The organism is Pseudomonas bohemica (assembly GCF_002934685.1).
Taxonomy (GTDB): domain Bacteria; phylum Pseudomonadota; class Gammaproteobacteria; order Pseudomonadales; family Pseudomonadaceae; genus Aquipseudomonas; species Aquipseudomonas bohemica.
Window position 1 is genome coordinate 1 of sequence record NZ_NKHL01000019.1, and the last position, 309, is coordinate 309.

General features: G+C 56.6%; 1 rRNA gene. It reads right to left on the bottom strand.

Going from position 1 to position 309, the window contains the following annotated elements:
* Positions 1-309 (bottom strand): 16S ribosomal RNA (locus CE491_RS30040); the annotation flags it as partial.

The window sequence follows — 309 nt, forward strand, 5'->3', positions numbered from 1 at the left end:
AGTGCGCCCGGACTACCAGGGTATCTAATCCCGTTCGCTCCCCTAGCTTTCGTGTTTGAGCGTCAGGTGCAGTCCAGGTGACCGCTTTCGCCACTGGTGTTCCTCCGGATATCTACGCATTTCACCACTACACCCGGAATTCCACCACCCTCTACTGCCCTCAAGTCTGCCAGTATCGGACAGCCTCTCCCGGTTGAGCCGAGAGCTTTCATGCCCGACTTGACAGACCGCCTGAACACGCTTTACGCCCAGTAAATCCGGATAACGCTCGGTACCTACGTTTTACCGCGGCGGCTGGCACACTAAATT